The sequence below is a fragment of the Dinoroseobacter sp. S375 genome, assembly GCF_049800775.1.
Taxonomy (GTDB): Bacteria; Pseudomonadota; Alphaproteobacteria; order Rhodobacterales; family Rhodobacteraceae; genus Dinoroseobacter.
In genome coordinates this window covers 413855-438961 of the sequence record NZ_JBNAFR010000003.1, presented here as the reverse complement: position 1 = coordinate 438961, position 25107 = coordinate 413855, and the positions used below count along the sequence as shown (strand labels likewise).

Sequence of the window (25107 nt, the reverse complement as noted above, 5' to 3'; positions counted from 1 at the left end):
CTCGCGCTATGCGGGAGGTCAGACGATCCCCGGAGGCCCCCCATGATTGCAGCAAAACCCCTGCCCTCATATCTCGCCCAGCGCTATCACGGCTGGCGTGCAACGACCTATGACGAGAACAAATACTGGTACCGACGCCTGGCCGAAGAAGGCCAGCGCCCACGTGCCATGCTGGTGGCGTGTTGCGACAGCCGCGTGCATGTGACGAATATCTTCGGCGCCGATAGCGGCGAGATTTTCATCCACCGCAACATCGCCAATCTTGTCCCACCCTATCAACCTTCGGGCGATCACCACGGCACCTCGGCGGCCATCGAATACGCGGTCAAGCACCTGAAGGTCGCCCATGTCATCGTCATGGGCCATTCCGATTGCGGCGGCGTGCGGGGCTGCATCGACATGTGCAGCGGCCACGCGCCCGAGATGGATGAAGGCGACAGTTTCATCGGACGCTGGCTCGACATTCTGCGCCCCGGCTATGACCGCATCAACACCAGCCCCGAGAACAACGCACAGGCAGAAAGCCTTGAAAAAGAAGGTGTTGTGATCTCGCTCGAGAACCTGATGAGCTTCCCCTATATCCGCGAAGCGGTGGAGCGCGAGGAGCTGACCCTGCACGGGCTCTGGAACGATATCGGCGAGGGCACGCTCTACGCCTATCACGGCGAGCCGGGCGTCTTCAAAGCCGTCTGACCCAAGACATACGCGGTGCCCCGGCCTGACGGGGGGCCGCGCCATACCCCCCGCGAGACGGGCGCACACCGTTTGCGCTGGTCTCTTTTCCTCATCGCGGATATTCTGCTGCGGCGCAGCGAGGCGGCGAGGAAAACGGGGTGCCCATGGACAATATCTTTGCATTGGCGATCAACAATCTGGGCTCGCCGATCATCCTGTGCTTTGCCCTGGGTCTCGGGGCGGCCTTCGCCCGCTCGGATCTGACCATTCCCGAGGCCGTGGCCAAGGGGATGTCGATCTACCTGCTCTTTGCGATCGGCTTCAAGGGCGGCGCGGCTGTGGCGGCGCACGGGCTCGATACGACCCTGATTCTCGCCCTGATCGCGGGCGGCATTTTGTCCTTCGCGATTCCCTTTATCGCCTTCGCCCTGCTGCGCTTCATGACAAAGCTCAGCATTCTCGACGCCGCAGCGGTGGCCGCCCATTACGGTTCGATCTCGATTGTGACCTTTGTCGCCGCGACCTCGGTCCTGAACAGTCAGGGGATCGCGTCCGAAGGCTACATGGTTGCCGTGGCCGCCGTGATGGAGGCACCAGCCATCCTCGCCGCGCTCTGGCTCGTGAGCCGCGCGACCGCCGGGAGCGGGGAGGATGACCGAATGGATGCGGAGCTCTGGCGCGAGATCCTGCTCAACGGCTCCATCGTGCTGCTGGTCGGGTCCTTCCTGATCGGCTGGATCACCGGGGAAGACGGGCTGACCCAGATCTCGAGCTTCATTATCTCGCCCTTCCAGGGGGTGCTTTGCCTGTTCCTCTTGGATATGGGGCTGGTGGCCGGACGGGGCCTGCGACAGGCGCGCGGTGTGATGACCGCCCCGGTCTTTGCCTTCGGTGTGATCATGCCGCTGGTGGGGGCGACGCTCGGCCTGTGCACCGGGTTGCTGCTGGGTCTGTCGACCGGGGGCGTGGTGCTCTTCACGACGCTGGCGGCCTCGGCCTCCTATATCGCGGTGCCGGCGGCCATGCGGGTCGCCCTGCCCGAGGCGAACCCGTCGATCTATCTGACGCTGTCGCTCGGGGTGACCTTTCCGTTCAACCTGACACTTGGTATCCCGATCTACGTCGCCGTCGCCTCGGCGCTTTCTGGGGGGTAATCACATGGAAACACACAAGGCCAAGCGGGTCGCGATCATCATCGAGGCCCCGATGGAACGGCGCCTGACAGACGCGCTGACCGGTGCGGGCGTGACCGGGTTCTCGATCCTGCCGGTGCTTGGCGGATCCGGGCGCTCGGGCCTCTGGAGCCGCGAAGGTCAGGTGAGCCGGGCGGGGGGCATGATCCAGGTGGTCTGCATCATTCGGCCGGACCGGCTGGACGCGCTGCTCGACGCTGCTTTCAAGGTCGTGGACCGCCATATCGGCGTGGTCACGGTCAGCGATTGCGAGGTCCTGCGGGCGGAGCGGTTCTGACCCGCCCTACGGCGACCCCGAACACAGCAAAGGCGCAGGAATCCAGGGATGCCCGCGCCTTTTTCGTGTTCACCGGTTGGGTCTGCCGAACCTAGCCCTTCTTGAGGACCCGCTTGCCCAGCGTTTCGGCGATCTGGACCGCGTTCAGGGCCGCCCCTTTGCGCAGGTTGTCCGACACGCACCACAGGTTGATGCCGTTGTCGATCGTGCTGTCCTGACGGATCCGGCTGATGAAGGTCGCGAAATCGCCCACGCATTCGATGGGCGTGGTGTAGCCGCCATCCTCGCGCTTATCGACCACCATGATGCCCGGGGCCTCGCGCAGGATATCGCGGACCTCGTCCTCGTCGATGAACTCTTCGAACTCGATATTGATCGATTCGGAATGCCCGACGAAGACCGGCACGCGTACACAGGTCGCGGTCACCTTGATCTTGGGATCAACGATCTTCTTGGTCTCGGCGACCATCTTCCACTCTTCTTTGGTGGAGCCGTCATCGAGGAACACGTCGATATGCGGGATCACGTTGAAGGCGATCTGCTTTTGGAACTTGTTGACCTTCACATCATCGGTCGGGTTGTAGACAGCCTTGGTCTGATCCCAGAGCTCGTCCATCCCCTCCTTGCCCGCGCCGGACACGGATTGATAGGTCGACACGACCACCCGCTTGATCTTCGCGCGGTCATGGAGCGGCTTGAGCGCCACCACCATCTGCGCGGTCGAACAGTTCGGGTTCGCGATGATGTTCTTGTTGGCGTATTGCTCTACGGCCTCGGGGTTCACCTCCGGCACGACCAGCGGGATCTGCGGGTCGTAGCGATAGAGCGAGCTGTTATCGATCACGACACAGCCTACCGCCGCGGCCTTGGGCGCATAGTCCTTGGTCGCCGCAGACCCCACGGCAAAGAGCGCCATGTCCCAGCCGGTGAAATCGAACGTGGCGAGATCCTGGGTCTTCAAAGTTGTGTCGCCAAAGCTCACCTCCGTCCCCAGGGAACGGCGGGATGCCAGAACGGCAATCTCGTCCACCGGGAACTGGCGCTCGGCCAGGATGTTCAGCATTTCGCGGCCCACATTGCCCGTGGCCCCAACGACGACGACTTTATAGCCCATTTTGGGTCTCCTTTGGGTGTCAGCGCGCTCTCTATCCCAAGGGAACGCGATGGGAAAGGGGGGCAAAGTCGCAGCTCACGCGCGGGCGAGCAAATCCCGGTAGACCGCGATCAGGGCCTTGGCCTCGCGTTCGATACTGAAGGCCGCTTCGACCCGGGCGCGGCCGGCGGCCCCTTCGGCTGCGAGATCCCGGGACAGCATCTCTGCCGTGGCCGCTGTGAGGGCCGCGAGATCATCTCGCGGCACCAGAATTCCCACATCCGGCGGATCGAGCAGTTCGGAGAACGCCCCCACATCCGTGGCCACCACGGGCACGGCGCAGGCCATCGCCTCGATCGGGGTGAGGCCGAACCCCTCCCACCTTTGGGGTGCCACGAAGAGGTCGAGCGCTTGATACCACCTGGCGACCTGGTCTGGAGGCACCTCGTCGGGGAAATGAATGCGATCTGACAGGCCTGCCGCCGCGATCCGCGCCTTCAGATCGGCGAGGAAAGAGACGTGTTTCTCGGTGGCCCGCCCCAGAACGATGGCTTGTGCCTCGGGCCGATCCGGCAGAAGCGCCAGCATAGCGTCCACGAAGACATCCGTGCCCTTCTGCGCGCGGATCCGCCCGATACAGCCGATCAGAACCGCGTCGGGATCCATCCCGAGCGCGCGACGCAGGGCGGCCTTGTCCTCGGGCGGCGTGAACTCCTGCAGGTTGATGCCATGCAGGATCACCGTCGCCTCACGTTCCAGATAAGCCGCGGATTTCTGCGACACCGCCACCACATGGTCCATCTGCCGGATCAGCCATTTGGTGTAGCCGGAATGGGCGCGCTGCGAGGCCGTCGTGAAGAGGAGCCGCAGCTTGCGTCGAAACACGTGGCGCAGCACGAGACCCAGCAGCATCTCGGTATTGCGCCGGGCATGCCAGACCCGCCAGCGATCCCGCGGCAGGGCAAAGAGCGCTGTCAGCGGCACGTGGGGCACGTGCTCCGGCAGGCCCGGCCCCGTGGCCGCGATCCCGATCTCGCGCGCCTGCAAGGGCACCAGACGGATGATCGTCGAGGTGACCCCCGACAGCCGCCGTTTGAGGTTCGGCGCGATGACATCAAGATCGGCAAGGCGGGGCGTGCTGGACATACCCCCTCCTAGGTCACCGGCACCGCCATTGCAAACCGCCGGAGCCTGCGGGGGCCAGACATGAACTGCCCGCTTTCCGGGCACCGCAGCGAGCGGAGCCTCCCGGCAGTTAACACCCGTTAACAGGGCTATTGCAGGTTAGACGGAATAGGTTAGCCTCACTTTTATGACAGTTACAAAGCCCTTTGACGAAATGACCGGTCTGGGCGACGGCCATGTGCGCGCGCCCTACTCAGATTTTGACAGCTGGTTCGGGAGCGAAGACCCGGCGCGATTACGCAAGAAGGCCCGCGAGGCCGAGGACGTCTTTCGCCTGACGGGCATCACCTTCAACGTCTATGGGCGCGAAGAGGCCGCCGAACGGCTCATCCCCTTCGATATTGTTCCGCGCATCATTTCGGCCCGCGAGTGGTCCCGGCTGGCTAAGGGCATCGAACAGCGGGTGCGGGCGATCAACGCCTTTCTCTATGACATCTATCACCGGCAGGAGATCATCCGCGCAGGCCGCGTCCCCGCCGAGATGATCGCCCGGAACGAAGCCTTCCTGCCGCAAATGATCGGCATGACTCCACCGGGCAATGTCTACACCCATATCGTCGGCATCGACCTCGTTCGGACCGGCGAGGATGAGTTCTACGTCCTCGAGGACAATGCCCGCACGCCCTCGGGCGTCTCCTACATGCTCGAAAACCGCGAGACGATGCTGCAGATGTTCCCGGAGCTCTTTGCCCGGAACTCCGTCCGCTCGGTCTCGGAATACCCCCAGAACCTGCGCCGTTCACTGAGCGATTGCATGCCCCCGGCCTGCACGGGGCGTCCGGTGGTGGGCGTGCTGACCCCGGGGATCCACAACTCGGCCTATTACGAACACGCGTTTCTCGCCGACAAGATGGGCGCGGAGCTGGTGGAGGGCCATGACCTCAAGGTGGTGGATGGGCGCGTGGCCATGCGGACCACGCAGGGCTATACGCCGATCGATGTGCTCTACCGCCGGGTGGATGACGATTTCCTCGACCCGCTGAACTTCAACCCAGATAGCCTGCTGGGCGTGCCGGGGATCATGGATGTCTACCGGGCGGGTGGCATCACCATCGCCAATGCCCCGGGCACCGGGATTGCCGACGACAAGGCGATCTATTCCTACATGCCCGAAATCGTCGAGTTCTATACCGGCGAGAAGGCCATCCTGAAGAACGTGCCCACCCATCGCTGCAACGAGCCCGAGGCGCTGTCCTATGTGCTCGACAATCTCGCGGATCTGGTGGTCAAGGAAGTCCACGGGTCGGGCGGCTACGGCATGCTCGTGGGTCCCGCGGCCAGCAAGAAAGAGATCGCCGCCTTCCGCGACAAGCTCAAGGCGCGCCCGGACAACTATATCGCGCAGCCCACGCTGAGCCTGTCCACGGTGCCGATCTTTGCCAAATCCGGGCTCGCGCCGCGCCATGTGGATCTGCGGCCCTTCGTGCTCGTTTCGCCCAAGAAAGTGCATATCACGCCGGGCGGGCTAACCCGCGTGGCCCTGCAGAAAGGGTCGCTGGTCGTCAATTCCAGTCAGGGAGGCGGCACCAAGGACACCTGGGTGCTGGAGGAGTAAGGCCATGCTGGGAAAAACGGCAGGCGGGCTGTTCTGGATGTTTCGCTATCTCGAACGCTCGGAAAACATCGCGCGGCTGGTGGATGCCGGGCACCGGATCGCCCTGACGCGCTCGGGTGCGGCGGAAAACGAATGGGCCTCGATCCTCGCCACGGCAGGGGCGCGGGACGCCTATCTTGAGAAATACGAGGAGTTCGAGGGCTCGAATGCCATCGATTTCCTGCTGCGCGACAAGGACAACCCGTCGAGCGTGCTGTCGGTGATCTCGGCCGCGCGGGACAATGCCCGCATGGTGCGCACCGCGCTCACGCGCGAGGTCTGGGAGGCGGTCAACGAGTGTTACCTGACGCTCAAGAAACTGCTCGCGCGCAAGGTCCCGGCCCGCGATCTGCCCGATGTGCTCGGCACGATCCGCCAGCGCAGCGCCTTCGTGCGCGGCGCGCTGCACGGCACGATGATGCGCAATGACATCTATGACTTCGCGCGAATCGGCACCTTTCTGGAACGGGCGGACAACACCGCGCGGATCCTCGATGTGAAATACTATGTCCTGCTGCCTTCAGCGAATTTCGTGGGCAGCTCGCTCGACAATGTCCAATGGGAGACGATCCTGCGCTCGGTATCGGGCGAGGGTGCCTTCCGGCATGAATACGGCCCCGATGGCAGCCCCGTGGACATCGCCGAGTTCCTCATGCTCGACAAGCGGATGCCGCGGTCACTGGCCTTCTGCTATAGCAAGCTGCGGGACAATCTCGGCTATCTCGAGACCGATTACGGCGACCGCCATGCCTGTCACGACACCGCCGACGCGGTCTGTGCGCGGATCAAGGCGAGCACGGTCGACATCATCTTCGAGGGAGGGCTGCACGAATTCCTCCAGGACTTCCTGCGCTTCAATGCGATGCTCGGTCAACAGATCGAGCAGGACTACCGCTTTTACGGATAAACTCATGCTTTTGAAGATCACCCACCGGACGACCTATACCTATGACACGCCGGTGGCCTATGGCCTGCAGCAGGTGCGCCTGACGCCGAAATCCCGCGACACGCAGAAAGTGCTGAACTGGACCATGTCGCTGGAAGGCGCCCAATCCCAGGTTGTCTATGAAGACGCGCATATGAACGAGACCCATCTGATCAGCTTTGATCAGGACGTCACGCAGGTCACGATCCACTGCGAGGGCGAGGTGGATGTGACCGATACCAACGGGGTGACCGGCAGGCATTCGGGCTACATGCCGCTCTGGATGTTCCAGCGCCCCACCCCCCTGACCAAGGAGGGGCCGGGACTGCGCAAGCTGCTGCGGGAGTTCGAGGGCCAGGGCACGCCCTTGGACCAGATGCATGCGCTCTCGGCCCATATCGGGCAGGCGGTCACCTATCAGCCCGGCGAGACCCATGCCGGCAGCACGGTCGAAGAGGTGATCGCGGCCGGCAAGGGGGTCTGTCAGGACCATGCCCATGTCTTTGTCACCGCGGCCCGCGCCCTGGGGATGCCCGCGCGCTATGTCTCGGGCTATCTGATGATGGAAGACCGGGTTGAGCAGGACGCCACTCATGCCTGGGCCGAGGTCCATGTGGACGGGATCGGCTGGATCGGCTTCGATGTGTCCAACGAGATCTGCCCCGATGCGCGCTATGTCCGGGTGGCGACAGGTCTCGATTATGCCGATGCCGCACCCGTTTCGGGTATGCGGTTCGGTGACGGGACCGAAAAGCTGTCCGTCGCGCTGCAGGTCCAGGCCCAGCGCACCGGGCAGGCGCAGAGCCAGAGCCAGGCCCAGAACCAGGCGCAATAGATCAGGCGGCGGGGCCTTGCGACCTCATTGCGGGTGACAGGCCCGCCAAAGGCCAGTATGCGAGACAGGGTTTGCACATCCTCGGGCCAATGGACGGGTCCGGGGCGCGCGTAGGTGGGAAGAGAAGATGACGTATTGTGTGGGGCTCCGGATGGCCCAGGGCATGGTGTTCATGTCGGACACGCGCACCAATGCGGGCGTGGACAATATCTCCACCTTCCGCAAGATGGTCAGCTGGGAACAACCCGGAGAGCGCGTGATCACCCTGATGACGGCGGGAAATCTCGCAACGACCCAGGCGGTGATCAGCCTGCTCGATGAACGGATGAAGGCCCCCGGTGAGCGGACGCCATCCGTGTTCGAGGCCCCATCGATGTTCCAGGTGGCCCGCATGGTCGGCGCGACCCTGCGCGAGGTGATCCAGTCCAACGCCGATACGGGCGCGCGGGCAGACAGCACGTTCAACGCGACGATTCTCGTGGGCGGTCAGATCAAGGGCAGCCCGCCCCGGCTCTTCATGATCTACCCGGAGGGGAACTTCATCGAGGCCAGCGAGGACACCCCGTTCTTTCAGATTGGCGAGACAAAATATGGCCGCCCGATCCTTGTGCGCGCCTTTGATCCCGAGATGAGTTTCGAGGACGCGATCAAGCTTCTGCTGGTGAGTTTCGATTCGACCATCAAGGCGAACCTGTCCGTGGATCTGCCGCTCGATGTGCAGGTGATCGAGACGGACGCGCTGAAACTGGGCTATGCCGCGCGGATCACCCGCGAGGACAGCTATTTCCAGACGATCTCTAGCGGATGGGGCGAGGCCTTGAAGATGGCCTTCGACAGCCTGCCCAATTACCGCATGGATGACAGCCGCGAGACCTAGACGAGCCCTGCGCCCCCCGGCTGCGGCGGGAAGAGGCGGCGCAGGATGTCATAGCTATCGGCGATGGATCCAGTTTCGACCCGGGCAAGAAAGCGCTCCAGCTCCGCATGGGCGATGATCGCCGCGTCGATTTCCGGATCGCTGCCCTGGCTGTAGAGTCCGGACTGGATCATCAGCTTCGATCTTTGGTAAACGCCCATGGTCCGGCGGGCCTGCAACAGCAGCCCATTTTCCTCGTTGGTCGCGGCCTCCGGCAGGCTCCGCGAGACCGATTGCAGGACATCGACCGCGGGGAATCGCCCGCGCTCGGCAATCTCGCGGGACAGCACCACATGGCCGTCGAGCACGCCGCGCAGAATATCCGCGACAGGCTCATCCATATCCGACCCCGCAACCAGAACACTGAAGATCCCGGTGATGTCCCCGACCCCCTCGGGACCGGGCCCGGCCCGCTCTGCAAGGTCCATGATCATCTGTCCGGTGGACGGCGGAAAACCCCGCATGCTCGGTGCCTCGCCCGCGGTCAGGGCCACCTCGCGATGGGCCTCGGCAAACCGCGTCACCGAGTCCGTGAGGAACAGAACATGCCCGCCCAGATCGCGGAAATATTCCGCGATGGACATGGCGAGCCAGGCCGCACGACGCTTGAGCAACGGGGCCTGATCGGAGGTTGCGGCGACCACGATCGCGCGCTTCATCCCGGCCTCCCCAAGGGTTTTGTCCACGAACTCGCGAACCTCGCGCCCCCGCTCGCCGATCAGGGCCACGACAGCGATATCCGCAGAGACACTTCGCGTAAGTTTCCCCAATAGCGTGGATTTTCCGACCCCCGACCCGGCAAAGAGGCCCAGACGTTGCCCTCGCACGATCGGCAGAAAGGTGTTGAAGACGGCCGTTCCGGTCTCAAGCCGCGCCCCAAGCGCCTTGCGCGTGATGGCCGAGGGCGGCACCCCCCGCAGGGGATAGGGCTTGGGCCCCGGCGCGGGCGTGCTGCCATCATAACAGCGCCCGAACGGATCGATCACCTTGCCAATCCAGTCCTCGGAGGGACGCACCTCGCTGCGCCCCTGGAAATAGGCGCGATCATGCAGGGCAAACCCCTGCATCCGCGCCTCGGGCAAGACCTCGATATGAGAGCTCGAGAGCGTCACCACCTCGCCCCCGACCTGCGAGCCATCGGCCCCGGTGAGCAGCACGCGATCCCCGAGGCAGGCGTGGCGGTTCAGGCCCGTCACCTCGACCACCGCCTCGCGCAATGCGGAGACATGTCCAGAGATCCGATGGAAGCTGTGACCGTCGATCGTCGCGGCGAGGCTGGAGAAGTCGGTCTGCATGGGCGGCCTTTCTGTGCCGGGGAATGTTCACTTACTGTTTCTAAAGGAATCGGGGTTAAGCGTTGGTTGAAGCCATCGAGGGAGAAGCCCCGATATGAAAAATTTGACGATCCTTAACACTGCGAGCGCAATGGCGGCCCACGCCACCGAGCGCCACGGTGCCATCGCTCGAAACATTGCCCACGCGGACACGCCGGGCTACCGCTCGCAGGACCTGCGCAGCTTTGCCGAGAGCTTTCGCGAGATCTCGTCCTCGGGAATGCGCACCACGCGAGACGGCCATGCTTTTGGCGTCCACCGCGATCTCGATCTCACCCTGTATGACATCACCGACACGCCCATTGCCCCGAATGGAAACTCCGTGTCGCTTGAGCATGAGATGGTGCGCATGGCCGAGAACCGGCATCAGCACGAGCTGGCGCTCTCTGTTTATCGCAGCTCGATGAATATCCTGCGCACCAGTCTGGGTCGGGGGTGATCGATCATGAGTGACCTTCTGAAATCCCTCTCCGTTTCCGCCACGGGCCTGATCGCGCAGGCCCATCGCCTGAACGTGGTGTCCCAGAACATCGCGAATGCCGACACGCCCGGATATCAGCGCAAGCAGTCCGAATTCGTTCAGATGCTCAACGGGTTCGATGGCAGCGATGGCGTGAAAATGGCGCGCATCTCGCTCGACGATAGCGCCCTGCGCAAGATCTATGACCCCGCCCACCCGCTCGCGGATGAGACGGGCCATTACAACGGCTCGAATGTCGACGTCATGGTCGAGGTGGCCGACGCGCGCGAGGCGCAACGCAGCTACGAGGCCAATCTTCGCAGCTTTGACAACGCGCGGCAGATGTCGCGCTCCCTGCTTGAACTCCTGAAACGCTAAGCCCCGAGGACAGAATGGACATCACCTCCAGCACCGCTGCCCAATTATACACCCGCTCCAAGGATGCCATGGCACCGCAAGGCTCCGGCCCCGATTTTCTCGGCGCCGCACGCAGCTTTGCCCAGACCATCCAGGAGGGGGAGGCCGCAGCCCAGGCCGCCATGACCGGCGGCGCAGACCCCCACGCCCTGGTTGAGGCCCTCGCCCAGACCGAACTGGCCGTCGAGACCGCCGTGACCGTCCGGAACAAGGTCGTCGAGGCCTATCAGGAAATTCTGCGGATGCCCGTCTGATGACCGAGATCATCTTCTTTGACACCTTGCGGCAAGGGCTCTGGATTTCGGTCCTGATGTCCGCGCCGATCCTCACCGTGGCCTTGGTCACAGGTGTGATCGTGGGCCTGTTTCAGGCGCTGACCTCGGTGCAGGAGATGACCCTCACATTCGTGCCCAAGGCCGCCCTGATGCTGGCGGTGTTCTGGGTCAGCATGAGCTTCATGACCGAGACCCTGACCGATTTCTTCCACGCGGAAATCATCCCGACAATCGCGTTGTTCTAGGAGGCGCGCATGGACAGTACGCAATATACAACCCTCGCGCGCCAGAGCGGCCTGAAACGGGAAATGGCGATTATCGCGAACAATATCGCGAATATCTCGACCACCGGCTATCGCGGCGAGGGCCTCGTATTCTCCGAGTTTGTCCAGACGACCGGTCTGGGACAGCCGTCGATCTCGATGACCGATACGGGCGCGAAGAACACGAATTTCTCCCAAGGGGTGCTGCGCGAGACCGGTGGCACCTTCGACATGGCAATCGAAGGCGAAGGCTTCTTTCAGATCGCCGCCCCCGAAGGCGTGCGCCTGACGCGGGCCGGCGCGTTCGAGCCGAATGCAAATGGCGAGCTGGTGACGCCGGATGGCTATGCACTGCTGGATGCTGGCGGCGCCCCGGTCTTCATCCCACCCGATGCCCGCTCCATCGCGCTTGCGGCGGACGGCACGCTGAGCGCGGATGGCCGCCCCCTGACCAATATCGGAATGGTCGTGCCCGTGGAGCCCGAGCTGATGGAGCGGGCCAAGGGCGTATCCTTTATTCCAAATGGCGAGGTTGCCCCGGCCGAGAACGCCACGGTGCATCAGGGCTTTGTCGAAGGCTCCAACGTCAACCCCATCGTTGAGGTCGCCCGCATGATCGAAGTGCAGCGACGCTACGAATCCGCGAAGTCCTTTCTCGAGAAGGAAGACGACCGGGTGAAAACAGTGATCCAGACCCTGGGCCGATAGGCGGCCGGAAAGAGAGGCAGAATGCGTGCTCTGAAAATTGCAGCGACCGGGATGAGCGCCCAGCAGATGCGGGTCGAGGTGATCTCGAACAATCTCGCGAACATGAACACGACCGGGTACAACGCCCGTCGGGCTGAGTTCGCGGATCTGCACTATCAGCAGGTCAAACAACCCGGAACGATCAACGCCTCGGACGGGACCGCCCTGCCGACCGGTGTTCAGCTGGGCCTGGGTGTCCGGGCTGCAGCCGTGACCGTCGAACTGGCCCAGGGTACGCTCAGTCAGACCGGCGGTGATCTGGACCTCGCCATTGAAGGCAAGGGCTATCTTGAAGTTACATTGCCCTCCGGTGCCTCGGCCTACACCCGGGACGGGGCGCTAAAACGCTCCGCCGAAGGCCTGATCGTGACCTCGGATGGCTATTCGGTCGTCCCCGAAATCGTCATCCCCGAGGGCACCACCCGCATCTCCGTGGACGGCGAAGGCGAGGTCTACGCCTATTTCCGCGACACGGTCGAGCCTGAGTTGCTGGGGCAGTTCTCGCTGGCCGGCTTCACCAATGCCAAGGGTCTTGAGGCGATCGGCAGCAACCTGTTCATGGAATCGAACGCCTCTGGCCCCCCCCTTGTGGGGACACCCGGTGAGGATGGGCTCGGCACGTTCCGGCAAGGCTATCTCGAAGCCTCCTCGGTGGACGCTGTCCGCGAGGTGACCGAACTGATCGAGGCCCAACGCGGGTATGAGCTGAACTCCAAGGTGATGAGTGCCGCCGACCAGATGATGGGCGCAACGTCGCAGATCCGATGACCCGGTTGATCGTCACTCTTCTTGCCGCCCTCGCCTCGACACCGGTTGTGGCAGACACGCTGGTCGCCGCGCGCACCATTCGCGCGCAGGCCGTGCTGACCGCAGACGACTTCAAGATCGTCCCGGGTGCCACGCCGGGCGCGGTGTCCTCCGCGGCCGAAGCGCTCGGCAAGGAAACGCGCGTGGTTCTCTATGCAGGGCGCCCGATCCGGTTGGATCAGATTGGCTTGCCCGCGCTGGTGGAGCGCAATGCGCTGGTGTCGCTGGTCTATGCCACGCCCGTCATGCGGATCAGCACCGAAGGTCGCGCCCTGGGGCGCGCAGGCCTCGGAGAGACGATCCGCGTGCTCAACATTTCCTCCCGGACCACGGTCTTTGCGACCGTCACTGGCCCGGGTGAAGCCACCGTCAAAGCGCCCTGAGCGGAAAGGATCTCCGATGCGGATCACGACAGGCCTGATCGTCTGCCTCTCCATGCTGACCGCTTGTGCGCGGATTGGCGATGTGGGCAAGGCGCCGGATTTCACTTCGACCTCTGGCGGGAGCGAGTACCAGGCCATGGTGTCCGCCCCGCTGCCAAATGACCGCGTCTTGCTGCGTGCGCCGGATTCTGCCTCGCTCTGGAGCGGGACGCGCAATTCTCTGCTCGGAGACCGCCGAGCCGGACAGAACGGCGATATCCTGACGGTTGTGATTGAAATAGATGAGCGGGCCGAGATCTCGAACAGTACCGAACGTTCGCGAGCCGGCAGCGAAAGCCTCGGCATCGACAGCTTCTTCGGCCTGCCCGAACGGATCAACGAGGACCTGCCCGAAGGCGCAAGCCTTGGCTCCGCCGTCAGCACGAACTCAAGCAGCAGTTCCGAAGGGGACGGATCGGTAAAGCGCCGTGAGAAACTGACCCTGCGGGTCGCGGCCACCGTGATCGGTGTCATGCCGAACGGCGTGTTCCAGATCCAGGGCACGCAGGAAGTGCGCGTGAATTTCGAGCTGCGAGAGCTCATCGTCACCGGGTTTGTACGGCCTGAGGATATCTCGCGTCAGAACGAGATCACCTATGACAAGATTGCCTCCGCCCGGATCTCCTATGGCGGTCGTGGACAGATCACCGATGTGCAGCAGCCACGCTATGGCCAGCAGATCGCAGACATCATCCTGCCCTTCTGAGGTCGACCATGGCGAAGCTTCTTCCAGTTATCCTGTTGATCATCGGCCTCGCTGGAGGGGGTGCGGCTGGCTATTTCCTCCGTCCGCCGCCGCCCCCTCCGCCAGAACCGGACACGGCTGAGGTCGAGGAAGAGCTGCCCAAGCTCACGACCGAGGAAACCTACGACCAGAACGCCAATTACGAATACGTCAAGCTGAACAACCAGTTCGTCGTACCGGTTGTGCGGGATGGACGAGTGGCGTCGCTGGTCGTGATGTCGATCACGCTGGAGGTCACAAATGGCGTCCGTGCGGACATCTATGCACGCGAGCCCCGGATCCGCGACGCGCTGCTGGCGGTTCTGTTCGACCATTCGAATTCCGGCGGCTTCGACGGTGTTTTCACCGAGAGCTTCACACTCAAGACACTGCGCGTCGCCTTGCGCGAAGCGGCCCGGTCAATGATCGGCGAAGACATCAAGGATGTCCTCGTGATGGACATCGTGCGTCAGGACGTCATCTGATTGGAGAGCGCAATCCGGGCGTCCTCCCGGGATTTGCGCTGATCCTTCTCGGCCCGATCCAACAGTGTTTCAGCGACATCCTTGCGGGCGCTCGCCTGTGCCAGGGCCGGTGAGATTTGTGCGATCCTGGCCTCCACCTGGCTGAGATGCACAAGGCGCTGCTTGAGCTTCTGCTCCAGCAGGTCTTTATGGGCCGTATCCTGCAGCATGAGAACAGGGTCCGAGGGATCCGCGGGCGGAGCAGAGAGCCGCTCCCGAAGGCTCGCGATATCGCGAGAGATGGCCTGACGCAGGCTCAATTCCGGCTGCATCCGACCAAGCTCTATCTGCTTTTTCAGCTCTGCAAGCTTTGCAAGATCACGCAACTCGTCCGGGGTCATTGGGGCCGTCCTTTGGCTTTCTTGCGCATGGCCTCGGCAAATCGGATGGCTGCCGCCACGGCCTTGAATTGCTCGCGCGGGATTTCGTCGCCGAGCTTGCAGGTTGCATGAAGCGCGCGCGCTGTCGGTGGATCGCGATGGATCGGGACACCCGCCTCCTGTGCGCGCTCGCGAATGGCGGCCGCGACATGGTCCACCCCCGAAGCCACGACAATCGGGGCATGCGGAGAGAACCGGTCCCATTTCAGGGCCACTGCATAATGGGTCGGGTTAACGACCACGACACTAGAGTCTGGCACATCCGCCAACATCTGCTGCGTCGCAATCTCGACCGCGCGCTGTCGCCTGTATTGCTTGGATTGGGGGTCACCCTCGGACGCTTTCGCTTCGTCCATCATCTCCTGCCGGGACATGCGGTTCTTTCTGAGATGCGACGCGCGCTGCCAGAGGTAATCGACAGCCCCGATCACCGCTGTGACGACCAGAGTGAGGGCGAGAAACTCCAGCAAAAGAAAGAAGATGAACACGATGATCGCGCTGATGGGTTGCGCGGCGAGCGCGACGATCTCGTCAAGTTCCCAGAGGAGAAGAAGGCTGAGCAAGATGGTGAAGATGACCAGCTTGATCGCGCTTTTCAGGAACTCGAACAAACCGTCGCGCCCGAACTTGTTCTTGGCATTCGACAGGATGGAGATCCGGTTCAGCTTTGGCTCGAGCTTGGTTGGGGCGAAAACGAGCGCGCGCTGCAACAATATGCTCATAAGCGCACCCGCCATGGGGATGAGAAACCACAGACCGAGGGCACCAACCGTGCCAATAATCAGCGACAGCGAGACGGTCGTGCCCCCTCCTGAGAAAAGCTCTGTCGACAGAGTATCCGCGTTGCGCAAAAGCGCCTGCATTGTCCCTGCGGCCTGGGACAGTGTCCCCGCACCGATGGCCAGAAGCCCAAGGGTCAGCCCGCCATAGCTTCCGGCTGCGATCAAGTCGGTGGACTTGACCAGCTCCCCTTTCTTGCGCGCATCGAGGAGCTTCTTCTCAGAGGCCTCGAACGGCTTGTCATCGGGATCCTCTTCGCTCATCTCACCGGTCCAAAGGGCGCAAAGAGCGATGCTTCAAACAGCTCCCACCAATGGGCCAACAGGAATGGCACGCTCAAGGCGGCGAGGGCGAGGCCCCCAGCCGTAAGTGCCGGTGCGCCCACGAATGCCACCATGAGTTGCGGCATGGCACGATTGATGGCGCCCAGAGCGAGATTGTAGAGCATTGCCGCGGCAACGAAGGGCGCCGAGAGCGAGAATCCGATCACGAACATGCGACTGACATCGGAGATCGCCCAGGCGCTTAGGGTCGTCGGGTTCGGTAGGGTCCCCAGAGGCAAAAGCGAGAATGACAGCAAGAACGCCTCGGTGAGGTGGACGTGGAACCCCGAAAGTGCCGCCAGAGCGAGGCCGGACATCAGGAAGATATTGCCAAGGGCCGGCTGCGGATCCGGTGTGACCCCCCCACCGAATACCTGCGCAAGGGAGGTCGATTGGGCCGCAATGGAGCCAGCAACCTGCAAAGCAAAGACCATCAACCGGAACGTGAACCCGAGGAAAATCCCGCTCAGAACTTCGGCGCTGCCGCGGGTGACCCAGTCTCCTGGCCCCGAGATGGGCTCAAACGGGGTCGCCAGCAAGACCGGGAAGACAAGGGTCACTAACGCCAATGTCAGCACCAGCTTGATGCGCACCGGTACAGCGCGCTCTCCGAATGCCGGCAGGAACGCCATCGCGGCCCCGATCCTCAGAACGGCAAGGACGAGGATCGGGAAGGCCTCTCCGACCAGATCCAACAGAGCGGCTGTCATACGCCAATCACGCCCACGAGCGCCGGGCGGCTGGTTTTGCCAAGTTCCTCGAAAGACAGCACCGGGACCTGAACACTTTTGCTCGCAAGAACGGTGGACAGGAACCGCCTGCGGCGCACCGAGGTGACGATGGCCGGGCTGACGCCAGTTTCGCTGGCTTTCAGAACCTTCTCGGTCGCGTTCTGGACAAGCGTCTGGAAAAGATCAGGGGGAAGCGCGACATCGGATGCTCCATCCTCACGCCCCACCGAGTTCGCGGCGAATATCGGTTCCCAGTCCGGGGCCAGCTGGATCAGGGGAATAGAGCCATCCGGCCGCTTGATCCCCGCGACGATCTGAAAGGCCAGACGCTGGCGAACATACTCATGAATGCCGTCGATTGAGCTGCTGATTTGCTTGGCTTCGGCAATGGCCTCGAGGATGAGCGGAAGGTTGCGGATGGACACCCGCTCTTCCAAGAGGAGCCGCAGGATCGCGATCAGAGTGTCATTCGTCACCCGCTCCGGAATGAGCTCTTCGATGAGCATGCGATTGCCTTCGTTCCGGGCCGGATCCGCGGTATTGGTCAATTCCGAGATCAAACGGCGCAACGCCTTCAGGCTCATCAATCGTGCGAGGTTCGCCTTCATCACTTCGAGCAGGTGGGTTGCCAGGACCTCGGTTGCCGCCACTGTGGTCATTCCGAGAAGCGACATCTCCTCCCTGTCTTTTTCGTCGATCCAGCGCGCAGGCGCCCCATAGACCGGCTCTTTGACATCCATCTCGGTCGGCTCGCCGAACCCTTCCTCGGGGAGAAGCAGAAGAATGCGTCCCGGGTGCAGAACGCCTTGTGCCTCCTCTACGCCATGCATGTGGATCGCATAGGAAGAGGCCGGAAGCGTCGGATCATCTGTCAACCGGATCTCCGGCAGAATGACACCAAACTCGGTCGCAATATGGTTCCGCATGCTTTGAATACGGCTGTCCAGTCCCCCGGCTGAATCCAGAATTGCCGAGACGAGATCGGTCGAGAAGGTGACATGGATATCATCCACGTCGAGCACATCCCCCATGGTCTCCGGCTTGACCGAGTCTTCGGCCGGGGCTTCGAGAGCGTTCTCGGGTTCCGCCGCATCCTCGGAGCGATAGAGCAGAAGCGCTGCCACCCCCAGAAGGACGGCCCCAAGCATGAACGGCACAAATGGCAGGCCAGGGACAAGTGCAAACAGAAACATCATGAAGGCGACAGTTGCCAGGGCTGCGGGATGCTTGCCAAACTGCGCCGTGATCGCAATGTCGGCCTTTTCCGATGACCCCCCTTTCGCCAGTAGGAGCGCGGCTGCGATAGAAATGATAACAGCCGGTATCTGCGTCACCAAGCCATCGCCGACCGTCAGGATCGAATAGCTCCGGAACGCTTCACCAAAGGGCATATCATGCAGGGTCGTCCCGATGATCAGGCCCATGACAAGGTTGAGAGCTGTGATCAGGAGACCCGCGATCGCGTCCCCTTTTACGAATTTTGACGCCCCGTCCAGCGATCCGAAGAACGTCGTTTCGGCCTGCTCGGTTTCGCGCCTTTGCTTGGCCTCCGCATGATCGATCGCCCCGGCGGACATATCCGCGTCGATCGCAAGTTGTTTGCCGGGCATCCCGTCCAAAGCAAATCGCGCACCCACTTCGGCCATCCGGGACGCGCCCTTCGTGATGACGATGAAATTCACGATCAGCAGGACCAGGAAGACGACGAGGCCGAGGAAAACACTGCCGCCCATAACGAAATTGGCGAAACCTTCGATCACGCCACCTGCGGCACCGGTCCCTTCATGACCGTTGCCGATAATCAGCTTGGTGGAGGACACGTTCAGCGAAAGGCGTAGCATCAGTGATGCGAGCAAAACGGTGGGAAACGCAGAGAAGTCCAAAGGTCTCTGGATGAAAAGCGTCACCGTGAAGATCAGAATGGCGAGAGCGAAGGAGAGCGCCAGCCCGACATCAAGGACGAAAGATGGCATTGGGAGGATCATCATGATGATGATGCCCATCAGAAGAACGACAAAGAAGATCGTCGGTTGTACGATCTTTCGTCCTTCTCCTTTTTGCGCTGCAAGGCTTTCTGCACTCACAGGAATTCCTCCTACCCGGCGTCGAGTGTGACGAGCACCCCGGTTTTTCGATCTGACAGACGGGTTCTAAGTTCGTCCACGACAGTGCGGTCGCGCAAACTGCTGCGATCCAGCAGTGTTTCGGCGACTTCGAGAAGCCCGCTATCTATGAGCCTTGTAACGACGGCCCCAAAAACCTCAGCGCTTGCGGTGCGTGCTTCCAGCCGGTTTGCAAGGGCAAGTGCAAAGCGACCGAATGCGATTTCGGTTCCGGTCTCGGATGCAAGATCCAGAAAAAGATCCAGCTCCTGGTCACTCAGCTTCCTCTCGCTGTTTTGAAACCGGTCCATGACATCCAAGGCATCGTTGAGCTGGCCCGCACGGATAAGAAACTCAATCTCGCGCAGTGCGAGTTGAGCACCGGTAGAGGTTCCCTGAAGCTCGAAACTGTAGCTGGAGATCAACGCCATGAACTTCTCAGGAGGTTCCAATCCATTGCGGCTATAGGCATCGAACAACCTCAGAAGAGCTGTTGGCGCGTCGGCCGTGTCTTGAAGAACCAGTTCTTCTAGATGTTGAACACCATGCTGGGTTTCTTTGATTTCCAGAGCCATGGAAGCATCAATGCTTCGGAGCGCCGCGAACTCATTGGTCTCTGCACGCACGAGACTGTTTCGAATAACCTGAGCCACTTCCACATAGCCCGCTTCGGCAAGTTTGACGCCGAGTTCTGGCCCGATCCGTCGACGTAGCTGTTTTGGTAACTCCAGAAAGTGCAGCTGGATCCCGCGAAGATGCTCTTCGTCAAGCCGGCTGGCGGTTTCGCGGGACAGCACTTCCCAGATCACGTAGCCGCCACGGCATTCGATCTGGCCCCAGAACGGGTTCGCAGAGGTGATGGGTTGTTGTTCGAGGATGGCACCGATCGCTTTGAACGCCGGCGTACGGGTGTCCTGCTGGTCCACAAGCTCGAGAATCTCGAGAGCTTCGGCACCGAAACCGAGAGAGAGATATGCAATAGCCAGATCAAACGCCGACCTCTGTGACAGGCGGCCCATGGGATCGTAGAGGCGCGCGCGTTCTGTACGCACACCGCTGAGGGGATCGATGTTGTCGAGCGTAAACTCCAAATCCTGGAACTTGGCGCATTGCGACGTGTTGCGCTCGGGATCCGACAAAAACCGCCGTAAGCGATCAAGTTCAACCTGCGTCAGCGTCGTGCGGCCAACCGAGTTTGGCGCAACCTCCTCTTCGGGATCGGAACTTGCGGTAGACTCCGGATTTGGCTCATCTACTGGTTTCTTGGCAGCTTCCTCCAAAGAGAACCCCGGCGAAATCAACCCTTGCGTCATGGCCTTCGACAGCCCTTCAACAAGTTCGGAACGGAACAGATCGCGATCAAGGTTGACGGGCAGAGGCGGAGGTATCTCAGCCTTGGGAGCAGGTGAGGGGACCTCCGAAACGGGTGGCTTTGCGTCCATTTTCTCCGCAATCGTGCGGGATTTGAGCGGTTCTTCAAATCTTGCTGTGTCCGGCGCGGCCCCGGCTTTCACGTCGATCACAACGCGCCCCTCGCGGAGCTCGAAAGCATCCGCATGGCAATCACATGCCAGATCAAGCCAAAACTGTGATGCCGAGGGGTCGTGCCGCACACGAGAGATCCGCGTGCGCGGAATGAGCCTGAACACCTCCGTCAAATCCATCGGGGTCCCAAGCCCCGCTGATCGCATGACATATCCTGTATCTGAGCGCCCCAACTCCCAGTCGGTCGCTTCATCAAACTGAATAACCAGACGAGAAAAATCCGCGTGCTCTCCTGACCGGATGTTCGCGGCCAGCAACGGCGTGGCGAGCGTCGTCGCCAGAAGAACTGCGACGAAGCGGATCATGCCGCCTCCTGCTTCAACTGCTTGAGCGCTTCTTCAAGATCGCTGAACGAAGGTCGGATGTGGCTCGGAGTGTTTTGGCGCCCGACTTCGATACAGTTGTTGACGGCGTGTTTATGGAGGTTCGCCACGAGCACCTCTCGAATGAGAAGGTAGAAATGGGAATCTTCCTCAACAACCGTTTTCACCTTGGTAGAGAACGGCCCCACTAGGCCATAGGCAAGAAACACCCCAAGGAATGTACCGACGAGGGCGCCGCCGATCAGCTTGCCGAGAATCTCAGGGGGTTGATCAATGGATCCCATCGTTTTGATCACGCCGAGAACCGCCGCAACGATCCCGAGGGCAGGCAGCCCGTCAGCCACAGTCTGAAGTGCATGGCTCGAGTGCAGCGCATGCTCGAGATTTGCGTCAATTCTCTTGTCGAGCACTTCTTCGACTTGATGGGGATCGTCATAGTTCATCGATGCGCTGCGCATGGTATCTGCGATCAGATCGATGGCTTCACGATCTTCCAAGATTTTCGGGTACTTCGAAAAAATATTGGATTCCGGCGGGTTCTCGATGTGTTCTTCCAACCCCACAGGGTTTTGCCGCGCAAGGCGAATCAACTCGAACAGCAAACACAAAAGGTCGCGATAGTCTTCCGGTGCCCAGCGCGGTCCCTTGAAGACTTTCTTGAGGTCTTTCAGGGTGTGCTTGATCCCTCCCATATCGTTGCTGATGACAAAGGCGCCGACCGCGGCACCGCCGATCATCGTCATCTCGAAGGGCAGCGACTTTAGGATGATCCCCATTTTCCCGCCCGCGGCGAGATACCCGCCAAAGACCATGACGAAGATGACAACGATACCGATAATACCAATCACAGTCTTACCCTTTTCAGGTCGGATGCCGCTATGCGGCGCTCAGGTTAGTTGGACGCGCTCATCCCGGCGCTATGACCGGCCATGAGAACACTGACGGAATAGGCGAAATCTGGAGACAGACCTGCGAGGATGGAGGCAGCCGTGTCAGGCGGCATCTCGCGTAGGAAGCCTGATGCAAATTCAGGCGACATGGCCTCGAAGACTTTGGCCGCGTCTTTCGGCTTCATCGCCTCATAGACCGCGATCAGCTGCAATATGTCGGTCTCGCTGGCCTTCTCGACCTTCTTCACGCGCGCCGCAAAGTCCGCTTCGGCCTGAGCAAGGGCAGATTGGCCAGCATCAAGTTCGGCACGTAGCTTAGCCATGTCTTCCTCAGCGGCACGGACGGCCGCCTCTCGCGCGACAACTGTTTTGGCCTGCTCCATAAGCTCGGCTTCACGCGACAGAAGCGATTTTTGCAGAAGGTCCAGTTCAGGCTCAGTCGGGCAACTGGCGATTTCATAGTCTTCCGCTGCCATGGCCGTTTTGGAGTCTGCCATGACCGGGCCGATCCCTTCGGTGATACGAATTGCCGCCGAGCCAACGAGCATCAAAGCCACAACGATCAAAGGCCGGCTGAGGGTACGGCGTGAGGGGGGTGTTTTCGTCATCACATTGCGCCTCCAACGGGGCGACGCGTGCGCCACTGGATCGCCGCATCCGCAGGTTCAGAGCCAGATTCTGGCGCCTGCGTCGCTGACACGGGGGGCGCGGTAACCTGAGCCTGGGCGGTCGGGGCCGCGGGCGCGCTCGCAGCAGGAGCCGGCGGAACTGGTGCTGGAAGATCGTGCATGGATGCCAATAAGAGCTCGAGCCGTTGAGCCGCCGCCTCCGCCCGTGCAGAGACCGCATCAAGATCCGTTTGCGCGGTACTTGCGGTGCCTTGCGCTTTGGACAAGGCCTTCGTCATGTCGTCGACCTGAACCGACAACACGGCAATGGCACCGCCCATGCCTTTCTCGAGATCAGAGAAGCGCGCAAGCCTCCGCGACAGCACGAGGCAGTAGATCGCTGCGCCAAGAGCTCCGGCAGCAAGGAAAATATCGGCGATCAAAGTCATTGCGGCCCCTCAGTTCAGTACAAATTCAGTGACGAGAAGATCCCGCACGCGGCCTTCACCGGTCACGATCTGAACCCGATGCAGCATCTGCGACCGCAAGCGCATCAACGCGGCCGGCGCTTCGATGTCCTGAGCCTGCAGCGCACGAAGGTAGCCATTCAGCACGTCGAGCACGCGCGGACGCAGATGCGAGACCTCGGACTCGTAGCGACTTTCGACTTCGAGCTCGGCTGTGAACCGCAGATACGAGTTGCTCCCATCCGCGCCAAGCGACACGACGAGCGGATCCAGCGGAACAAAGGCGACATCCGGCGCGTCATCCTTCACTTCCGGAGCCGCATCCTCCGCATGTTCAGCCGGTGCGAGAATCATTCCCGAATACACCGCAAAGAACGCGCCGCCACCGCCCGCAAGCAATAGAACCAACCCTATGATCAGAAACAGCTTTCCGCCCTTTTTCTTGGGGGCGTCTTCTGTCTCTTCCGTGTCTGTCTGTGCCTCGTCCGCCATGGAACCTTTCCCGCTTCGTTCTCCTTTTGGATTAGCCCAACAGCACTAACCGATTATTAAGACCGACTGCTCTAGCTTGAGTTCAGCGACGACCAGAAGGTCAGAAGGGAAAGAACAGTCATGGAGCAATTGCGCGCAACCTGGACCGGGATCGGTTTGCGGAACCAGATGATTGCTGCGGCTGCGGTTATTGGTGTGTTCGGGGCGCTTATTGCCCTGTCAAGAACAGCTATGGCCCCAGATTACGCGCTTCTTTATTCGGGGCTTGAGCCTGCGGCGGCGGGAGAAGTCGTCGCGAATCTCGAGCAACGCGGCGTACCATTCGAGGTGCGCGGCAATGGAATCTACGTGGATCGCGCCCAGCAGGACCTGCTGCGAATCGCGCTTGCGAATGAAGGACTCCCCGCGGCTGGAGGCGGCGGATACGAGTTGCTCGACAATATCAGCGGGTTCGGAACGACATCCCAGATGTTCGACGCAACATATTGGCGCGCCAAAGAAGGCGAGCTTGCGCGGACCATCGCATCCAGCCCGTCAATCCGCACCGCGCGAGTCCATGTCTCTGCAGCGAGCGCGCGCCCGTTCGAGGCCCGCAAGGCGCCAACCGCCTCGGTCTTCCTGACCCCCGCGCGCGGCGCCCTCAGCGCCGGGCAAGCGGACGCGCTTCGGTATCTTGTCTCCTCGGCGGTGGCCGGAATGACACCTGAAAACGTGTCCATCATCGACGCGGTCAGTGGCACGATGCTGACCGGTGACGGTCCGGTTTCCGCCGCGGCTGAGCAGGCGACGCGATCAGACGCGTTGAAACTGCGGATTGAACGGCTGCTCGAAGCGCGAGTCGGCCCCGGCAACGCGATTGTCGAGGTCAATCTCGACACGGAACTGGACCGGGAACGCATCTTCGAACGCACCGTTGATCCTGATGGCGCTGTTGCGGTGAGCACGGAAGTTACTGAAAGCCTTCTGCAAAGCAGTCGAGATGCCGAGGGTGCCGTGTCCGTGTCCAGCAACCTCCCCGATGGGGACGCTACTTCAAATTCGGCGAATGATTCCCAGAACGAAACCGAAACGCGCGAGCGCGTGAACTACGAGGTTTCGGAGACAAAGCGCGAGATTGAGCGCAATCCCGGTGCCGTCAAACGCGTGACGGTCGCCGTGCTCGTCAACGGCATGCAGACCGTCGGCGAGGATGGAGAGGTTTCGTTCGCGCCGCGCCCTGAGGCTGAATTGATCGCGCTTGAGGATCTGGTCAAGTCGACCGTAGGGTTCGACGAAACCCGCGGCGATGTGATCACGATCAAATCCATGGAGATGCCGGGGGCTCCCGTGGGGCCACCTCTGGAACAGCCTGCGTGGTTCGCGCCTCCGCAGCTCGACATCATGTCCTTGGTGCAGATGGGGGCACTGGCTCTGGTCACCCTGTTTCTCGGGCTTTTTGTAATCCGCCCCATCCTGCGACCTGCAAACGCACCCGCGCAACTCGCCGCTACTCCTGAAACAGGGCTCCCTGCCCCGGCTCCGGAAAGCCGCGCAGCTGCGCGCGCTGCCGGTGGCCCGACCTATACGGCCGCACCCGCAATCGCAGCCCCCGCCTCGACCGCAAGCGCGGAGGCGCCCCGGGTCCTGACGGGGGAGGTCAGCGACAGTCCGGACCTCCAGTCGACCAACGCCGCCGCTCTGGCCGCGCCGGAACAGGAGCTCGATCCGGTGACCCGGCTGCGCCAACTCATCAAGGATCGCGAAAGCGAAACGATCGAAATCCTAAGCTCGTGGATCAATGACAGCGAGGAGGTACGCTAA

The 25107-nt window shown here is 61.8% G+C and carries 29 protein-coding genes; 17 read left to right on the top strand and 12 right to left on the bottom strand.

Annotated elements, in window-relative coordinates; genetic code table 11:
• Positions 1–42: 42 nt before the first annotated feature.
• The 3 genes from ACP150_RS09965 (at position 43) to ACP150_RS09955 (ending at position 2145) form a co-directional block, all read left to right on the top strand.
• Entirely contained in the window at positions 43–693 is a 651-nt protein-coding gene (locus ACP150_RS09965) for a carbonic anhydrase (RefSeq protein WP_424966457.1), read from the top strand.
• A 146-nt stretch (positions 694–839) separates the two neighbouring features.
• On the top strand, positions 840–1829 hold the full coding sequence (locus ACP150_RS09960) for a sodium-dependent bicarbonate transport family permease (protein WP_424966456.1): 990 nt from the start codon (positions 840–842) through the stop codon (positions 1827–1829).
• 4 nt (positions 1830–1833) lie between these two features.
• On the top strand, positions 1834–2145 hold the full coding sequence (locus ACP150_RS09955) for a P-II family nitrogen regulator (protein ID WP_424966455.1): 312 nt from the start codon (positions 1834–1836) through the stop codon (positions 2143–2145).
• A 91-nt stretch (positions 2146–2236) separates the two neighbouring features.
• On the opposite strand, the gene ACP150_RS09950 is transcribed toward ACP150_RS09955, so the two are convergent.
• Both ACP150_RS09950 and ACP150_RS09945 read right to left on the bottom strand, forming a co-directional pair.
• Positions 2237–3259, bottom strand: coding sequence for an aspartate-semialdehyde dehydrogenase (locus ACP150_RS09950; RefSeq protein ID WP_424966454.1), 1023 nt, complete (start codon positions 3257–3259; stop codon positions 2237–2239).
• A 75-nt stretch (positions 3260–3334) separates the two neighbouring features.
• Positions 3335–4384: a glycosyltransferase family 4 protein gene (locus tag ACP150_RS09945; protein WP_424966453.1), complete on the bottom strand. Its 1050-nt coding sequence runs from the start codon at positions 4382–4384 to the stop codon at positions 3335–3337.
• A gap of 166 nt (positions 4385–4550) precedes the next feature.
• Between ACP150_RS09945 and ACP150_RS09940 the strand changes: the two genes are divergently transcribed.
• The 4 genes from ACP150_RS09940 to ACP150_RS09925 all read left to right on the top strand — a co-directional run bounded on the left by ACP150_RS09940 (position 4551) and on the right by ACP150_RS09925 (position 8654).
• Positions 4551–5978, top strand: coding sequence for a circularly permuted type 2 ATP-grasp protein (locus ACP150_RS09940; protein WP_424966452.1), 1428 nt, complete (start codon positions 4551–4553; stop codon positions 5976–5978).
• A gap of 4 nt (positions 5979–5982) precedes the next feature.
• Positions 5983–6924, top strand: coding sequence for an alpha-E domain-containing protein (locus tag ACP150_RS09935; protein ID WP_424966451.1), 942 nt, complete (start codon positions 5983–5985; stop codon positions 6922–6924).
• A 4-nt stretch (positions 6925–6928) separates the two neighbouring features.
• On the top strand, positions 6929–7777 hold the full coding sequence (locus ACP150_RS09930) for a transglutaminase family protein (RefSeq protein WP_424966450.1): 849 nt from the start codon (positions 6929–6931) through the stop codon (positions 7775–7777).
• Between the two features lie 127 nt (positions 7778–7904).
• On the top strand, positions 7905–8654 hold the full coding sequence (locus ACP150_RS09925; RefSeq protein WP_424966449.1) for a peptidase: 750 nt from the start codon (positions 7905–7907) through the stop codon (positions 8652–8654).
• Here ACP150_RS09925 and ACP150_RS09920 read toward each other — a convergent pair.
• On the bottom strand, positions 8651–9988 hold the full coding sequence (locus ACP150_RS09920; RefSeq protein ID WP_424966448.1) for a FliI/YscN family ATPase: 1338 nt from the start codon (positions 9986–9988) through the stop codon (positions 8651–8653). The genes ACP150_RS09925 and ACP150_RS09920 overlap by 4 nt on opposite strands.
• 94 nt (positions 9989–10082) lie before the next feature.
• Here ACP150_RS09920 and ACP150_RS09915 point away from each other — a divergent pair, with 94 nt between their 5' ends.
• The 9 genes from ACP150_RS09915 to ACP150_RS09875 are packed head-to-tail and all read left to right on the top strand — an operon-like array spanning position 10083 to position 14627.
• A complete protein-coding gene (locus ACP150_RS09915) occupies positions 10083–10466 on the top strand; it encodes a FlgB family protein (protein ID WP_424966447.1) in 384 nt (127 codons plus the stop codon).
• 6 nt (positions 10467–10472) lie between these two features.
• Positions 10473–10865 carry a flagellar basal body rod protein FlgC gene (gene flgC, locus ACP150_RS09910; protein WP_424966446.1) on the top strand — a complete coding sequence of 131 codons (393 nt, stop codon included), beginning with the start codon at positions 10473–10475 and terminating at the stop codon, positions 10863–10865.
• Between the two features lie 14 nt (positions 10866–10879).
• Complete coding sequence (gene fliE / locus ACP150_RS09905) at positions 10880–11158, top strand: flagellar hook-basal body complex protein FliE (protein ID WP_424966445.1); 279 nt, start codon at positions 10880–10882, stop codon at positions 11156–11158.
• Positions 11158–11424, top strand: coding sequence for a flagellar biosynthetic protein FliQ (locus ACP150_RS09900; RefSeq protein WP_424966444.1), 267 nt, complete (start codon positions 11158–11160; stop codon positions 11422–11424). Before fliE ends, ACP150_RS09900 begins: the two co-directional genes overlap by 1 nt.
• A 9-nt stretch (positions 11425–11433) precedes the next feature.
• Positions 11434–12150 (top strand): flagellar hook-basal body complex protein, encoded by a 717-nt coding sequence (locus tag ACP150_RS09895; protein ID WP_424966442.1) that lies wholly within the window; start codon positions 11434–11436, stop codon positions 12148–12150.
• 21 nt (positions 12151–12171) lie between these two features.
• Entirely contained in the window at positions 12172–12957 is a 786-nt protein-coding gene (gene flgG / locus ACP150_RS09890; protein ID WP_424966441.1) for a flagellar basal-body rod protein FlgG, read from the top strand.
• The gene (gene flgA, locus ACP150_RS09885) at positions 12954–13379 is read left to right on the top strand and encodes a flagellar basal body P-ring formation chaperone FlgA (protein ID WP_424966440.1); all 426 of its coding nucleotides are present in this window, start codon (positions 12954–12956) and stop codon (positions 13377–13379) included. The genes flgG and flgA overlap by 4 nt, the downstream gene beginning before the upstream one ends.
• Positions 13380–13395: 16 nt before the next feature.
• Positions 13396–14124, top strand: coding sequence for a flagellar basal body L-ring protein FlgH (flgH, locus tag ACP150_RS09880; protein ID WP_424966439.1), 729 nt, complete (start codon positions 13396–13398; stop codon positions 14122–14124).
• An 8-nt stretch (positions 14125–14132) separates the two neighbouring features.
• A complete protein-coding gene (locus ACP150_RS09875) occupies positions 14133–14627 on the top strand; it encodes a flagellar basal body-associated FliL family protein (RefSeq protein ID WP_424966438.1) in 495 nt (164 codons plus the stop codon).
• Here the strand turns inward: ACP150_RS09875 and ACP150_RS09870 are convergent.
• From ACP150_RS09870 to ACP150_RS09830, 9 genes are read right to left on the bottom strand one after another with little or no spacing between them, the layout of a single operon-like run.
• Positions 14612–15007 carry a hypothetical protein gene (locus ACP150_RS09870; RefSeq protein WP_424966437.1) on the bottom strand — a complete coding sequence of 132 codons (396 nt, stop codon included), beginning with the start codon at positions 15005–15007 and terminating at the stop codon, positions 14612–14614. The two genes, ACP150_RS09875 and ACP150_RS09870, sit on opposite strands and share 16 nt — an antisense overlap.
• A complete protein-coding gene (gene flhB, locus ACP150_RS09865; RefSeq protein ID WP_424966436.1) occupies positions 15004–16089 on the bottom strand; it encodes a flagellar type III secretion system protein FlhB in 1086 nt (361 codons plus the stop codon). Before flhB ends, ACP150_RS09870 begins: the two co-directional genes overlap by 4 nt.
• Positions 16086–16859 carry a flagellar biosynthetic protein FliR gene (locus ACP150_RS09860; protein WP_424966435.1) on the bottom strand — a complete coding sequence of 258 codons (774 nt, stop codon included), beginning with the start codon at positions 16857–16859 and terminating at the stop codon, positions 16086–16088. Before ACP150_RS09860 ends, flhB begins: the two co-directional genes overlap by 4 nt.
• Entirely contained in the window at positions 16856–18964 is a 2109-nt protein-coding gene (gene flhA / locus ACP150_RS09855; RefSeq protein WP_424966434.1) for a flagellar biosynthesis protein FlhA, read from the bottom strand. The genes ACP150_RS09860 and flhA overlap by 4 nt, the downstream gene beginning before the upstream one ends.
• Positions 18965–18975: 11 nt before the next feature.
• Positions 18976–20832, bottom strand: a complete 1857-nt coding sequence (locus tag ACP150_RS09850; RefSeq protein WP_424966433.1) for a hypothetical protein — start codon at positions 20830–20832, stop codon at positions 18976–18978.
• On the bottom strand, positions 20829–21698 hold the full coding sequence (gene motA, locus ACP150_RS09845; RefSeq protein WP_424966432.1) for a flagellar motor stator protein MotA: 870 nt from the start codon (positions 21696–21698) through the stop codon (positions 20829–20831). The genes ACP150_RS09850 and motA overlap by 4 nt, the downstream gene beginning before the upstream one ends.
• A gap of 44 nt (positions 21699–21742) precedes the next feature.
• Positions 21743–22348 carry a MotE family protein gene (locus ACP150_RS09840; RefSeq protein WP_424966431.1) on the bottom strand — a complete coding sequence of 202 codons (606 nt, stop codon included), beginning with the start codon at positions 22346–22348 and terminating at the stop codon, positions 21743–21745.
• A complete protein-coding gene (locus ACP150_RS09835; protein WP_424966430.1) occupies positions 22348–22797 on the bottom strand; it encodes a hypothetical protein in 450 nt (149 codons plus the stop codon). Before ACP150_RS09835 ends, ACP150_RS09840 begins: the two co-directional genes overlap by 1 nt.
• A gap of 9 nt (positions 22798–22806) precedes the next feature.
• Positions 22807–23307, bottom strand: a complete 501-nt coding sequence (locus ACP150_RS09830) for a flagellar basal body-associated FliL family protein (RefSeq protein WP_424966429.1) — start codon at positions 23305–23307, stop codon at positions 22807–22809.
• Between the two features lie 120 nt (positions 23308–23427).
• Between ACP150_RS09830 and fliF the strand changes: the two genes are divergently transcribed.
• Positions 23428–25107 carry a flagellar basal-body MS-ring/collar protein FliF gene (gene fliF, locus ACP150_RS09825; RefSeq protein ID WP_424966428.1) on the top strand — a complete coding sequence of 560 codons (1680 nt, stop codon included), beginning with the start codon at positions 23428–23430 and terminating at the stop codon, positions 25105–25107.

What these genes read in the sequence shown, in the direction of transcription:
- ACP150_RS09965 (WP_424966457.1), top strand. Translation starts at nt 43, where the DNA reads ATGATTGCAGCAAAACCCCTGCCCTCATATCTCGCCCAGCGCTATCAC.
- ACP150_RS09960 (WP_424966456.1), top strand. Translation starts at nt 840, where the DNA reads ATGGACAATATCTTTGCATTGGCGATCAACAATCTGGGCTCGCCGATC.
- ACP150_RS09955 (WP_424966455.1), top strand. Translation starts at nt 1,834, where the DNA reads ATGGAAACACACAAGGCCAAGCGGGTCGCGATCATCATCGAGGCCCCG.
- ACP150_RS09950 (WP_424966454.1), bottom strand. Translation starts at nt 3,259, where the DNA reads ATGGGCTATAAAGTCGTCGTCGTTGGGGCCACGGGCAATGTGGGCCGC.
- ACP150_RS09945 (WP_424966453.1), bottom strand. Translation starts at nt 4,384, where the DNA reads ATGTCCAGCACGCCCCGCCTTGCCGATCTTGATGTCATCGCGCCGAAC.
- ACP150_RS09940 (WP_424966452.1), top strand. Translation starts at nt 4,551, where the DNA reads ATGACAGTTACAAAGCCCTTTGACGAAATGACCGGTCTGGGCGACGGC.
- ACP150_RS09935 (WP_424966451.1), top strand. Translation starts at nt 5,983, where the DNA reads ATGCTGGGAAAAACGGCAGGCGGGCTGTTCTGGATGTTTCGCTATCTC.
- ACP150_RS09930 (WP_424966450.1), top strand. Translation starts at nt 6,929, where the DNA reads ATGCTTTTGAAGATCACCCACCGGACGACCTATACCTATGACACGCCG.
- ACP150_RS09925 (WP_424966449.1), top strand. Translation starts at nt 7,905, where the DNA reads ATGACGTATTGTGTGGGGCTCCGGATGGCCCAGGGCATGGTGTTCATG.
- ACP150_RS09920 (WP_424966448.1), bottom strand. Translation starts at nt 9,988, where the DNA reads ATGCAGACCGACTTCTCCAGCCTCGCCGCGACGATCGACGGTCACAGC.
- ACP150_RS09915 (WP_424966447.1), top strand. Translation starts at nt 10,083, where the DNA reads ATGAAAAATTTGACGATCCTTAACACTGCGAGCGCAATGGCGGCCCAC.
- flgC (WP_424966446.1), top strand. Translation starts at nt 10,473, where the DNA reads ATGAGTGACCTTCTGAAATCCCTCTCCGTTTCCGCCACGGGCCTGATC.
- fliE (WP_424966445.1), top strand. Translation starts at nt 10,880, where the DNA reads ATGGACATCACCTCCAGCACCGCTGCCCAATTATACACCCGCTCCAAG.
- ACP150_RS09900 (WP_424966444.1), top strand. Translation starts at nt 11,158, where the DNA reads ATGACCGAGATCATCTTCTTTGACACCTTGCGGCAAGGGCTCTGGATT.
- ACP150_RS09895 (WP_424966442.1), top strand. Translation starts at nt 11,434, where the DNA reads ATGGACAGTACGCAATATACAACCCTCGCGCGCCAGAGCGGCCTGAAA.
- flgG (WP_424966441.1), top strand. Translation starts at nt 12,172, where the DNA reads ATGCGTGCTCTGAAAATTGCAGCGACCGGGATGAGCGCCCAGCAGATG.
- flgA (WP_424966440.1), top strand. Translation starts at nt 12,954, where the DNA reads ATGACCCGGTTGATCGTCACTCTTCTTGCCGCCCTCGCCTCGACACCG.
- flgH (WP_424966439.1), top strand. Translation starts at nt 13,396, where the DNA reads ATGCGGATCACGACAGGCCTGATCGTCTGCCTCTCCATGCTGACCGCT.
- ACP150_RS09875 (WP_424966438.1), top strand. Translation starts at nt 14,133, where the DNA reads ATGGCGAAGCTTCTTCCAGTTATCCTGTTGATCATCGGCCTCGCTGGA.
- ACP150_RS09870 (WP_424966437.1), bottom strand. Translation starts at nt 15,007, where the DNA reads ATGACCCCGGACGAGTTGCGTGATCTTGCAAAGCTTGCAGAGCTGAAA.
- flhB (WP_424966436.1), bottom strand. Translation starts at nt 16,089, where the DNA reads ATGAGCGAAGAGGATCCCGATGACAAGCCGTTCGAGGCCTCTGAGAAG.
- ACP150_RS09860 (WP_424966435.1), bottom strand. Translation starts at nt 16,859, where the DNA reads ATGACAGCCGCTCTGTTGGATCTGGTCGGAGAGGCCTTCCCGATCCTC.
- ACP150_RS09850 (WP_424966433.1), bottom strand. Translation starts at nt 20,832, where the DNA reads ATGATCCGCTTCGTCGCAGTTCTTCTGGCGACGACGCTCGCCACGCCG.
- ACP150_RS09840 (WP_424966431.1), bottom strand. Translation starts at nt 22,348, where the DNA reads ATGACGAAAACACCCCCCTCACGCCGTACCCTCAGCCGGCCTTTGATC.
- ACP150_RS09835 (WP_424966430.1), bottom strand. Translation starts at nt 22,797, where the DNA reads ATGACTTTGATCGCCGATATTTTCCTTGCTGCCGGAGCTCTTGGCGCA.
- ACP150_RS09830 (WP_424966429.1), bottom strand. Translation starts at nt 23,307, where the DNA reads ATGGCGGACGAGGCACAGACAGACACGGAAGAGACAGAAGACGCCCCC.
- fliF (WP_424966428.1), top strand. Translation starts at nt 23,428, where the DNA reads ATGGAGCAATTGCGCGCAACCTGGACCGGGATCGGTTTGCGGAACCAG.